This window comes from Nocardioides acrostichi, from assembly GCF_015319165.1.
GTDB classification, from domain to species: Bacteria; Actinomycetota; Actinomycetes; order Propionibacteriales; family Nocardioidaceae; genus Nocardioides; species Nocardioides acrostichi.
In genome coordinates, this window is the sequence record NZ_JADIVZ010000032.1 from 1 (window position 1) to 949 (window position 949).

The following is a 949-nucleotide window of genomic DNA, read 5'->3' on the forward strand; positions in this document are numbered from 1 at the left end:
GTGACTTGCCTCGGTGTGCGGTGTGGCCTCGGTGGTGATTGTAGTGATGGAGCCAGGCTGGGTACGCCGCGACGCGAGCGGCTTCTGAGGTGTAGGTCTCGGCGTAGGCCCATTCCTCAAGCAGGGTCCGGTTGAACCGCTCGACCTTGCCGTTGGTCTGTGGCCGGTATGGCCGAGTCCGGCGGTGCTTGATCCCGGCCGCGGTGAGGGTCTTGGCCCACAGTTTCGAGCGGTAGCAGGAGCCGTTGTCGGTCAGAACCGCTTTGACGGTGATGCCATGGGCGGCGAACCAGGCCCGGGCGCGCTGCCAGAACGCGACCGCGGTCTCCTTCTTCTCGTCTGAGTGGATCTCGGAGTAGGCCAGGCGGGAGTGGTCGTCCACGGCGTGGTGGATGAAGGCGTAGCCAGGGCGCTCGCGCTTGTTGTTGCGGTTGCCGATCACGCGTCCGGTCTTCTTCCACCCGCCACCGACCGGGATCCGGCCGAGCTTCTTGACGTCGACGTGGACCAGATCGCCCGGGGCCTGGTGGAGGTAGGAGCGCTTATCGATGCTCTTCACACGGGTGCCTGTGGCTGGGTCGGTCCACTTCAGCCGCGGGCACTTGTACCGAGCGAGGACCTTGTGGACCGTCGCGGGATTGATCCGCAGGTGGTAAGCGATCCGTGCTGGTCCCCAACGGCGTGAGACCCGCAGCCCGACGATGCGTCGCTCGAGCCGGCGGCTGGTCTGGTTCGGTGAGCGCCGTGGCCGAGACGAGCGGTCATGCATTCCTGCTTCGCCGAGCTCGCGGTAGCGCGTTACCCACCTACGCACGGTCGTCGTGCCGACTGAGAACCGCTCGCCAGCGCGGGCATAGGTCCAGCCGTCATCGACGACCAAACGTGCAAGGAGCAGCCGACCGCGTGGCGTCAGGGTCGCGTTGGCATGGGTAGCGTGGGACACGAAGAC

1 protein-coding gene is annotated in these 949 nt (G+C 66.4%); it reads right to left on the bottom strand.

What is annotated here, in order from left to right:
- The coding region (locus ISG29_RS20420; RefSeq protein WP_194505291.1) for an IS481 family transposase at nucleotides 1–943 on the bottom strand (943 nt) is incomplete at its 3' end.
- Between the last annotated feature and the right edge of the window lie 6 nt (nucleotides 944–949).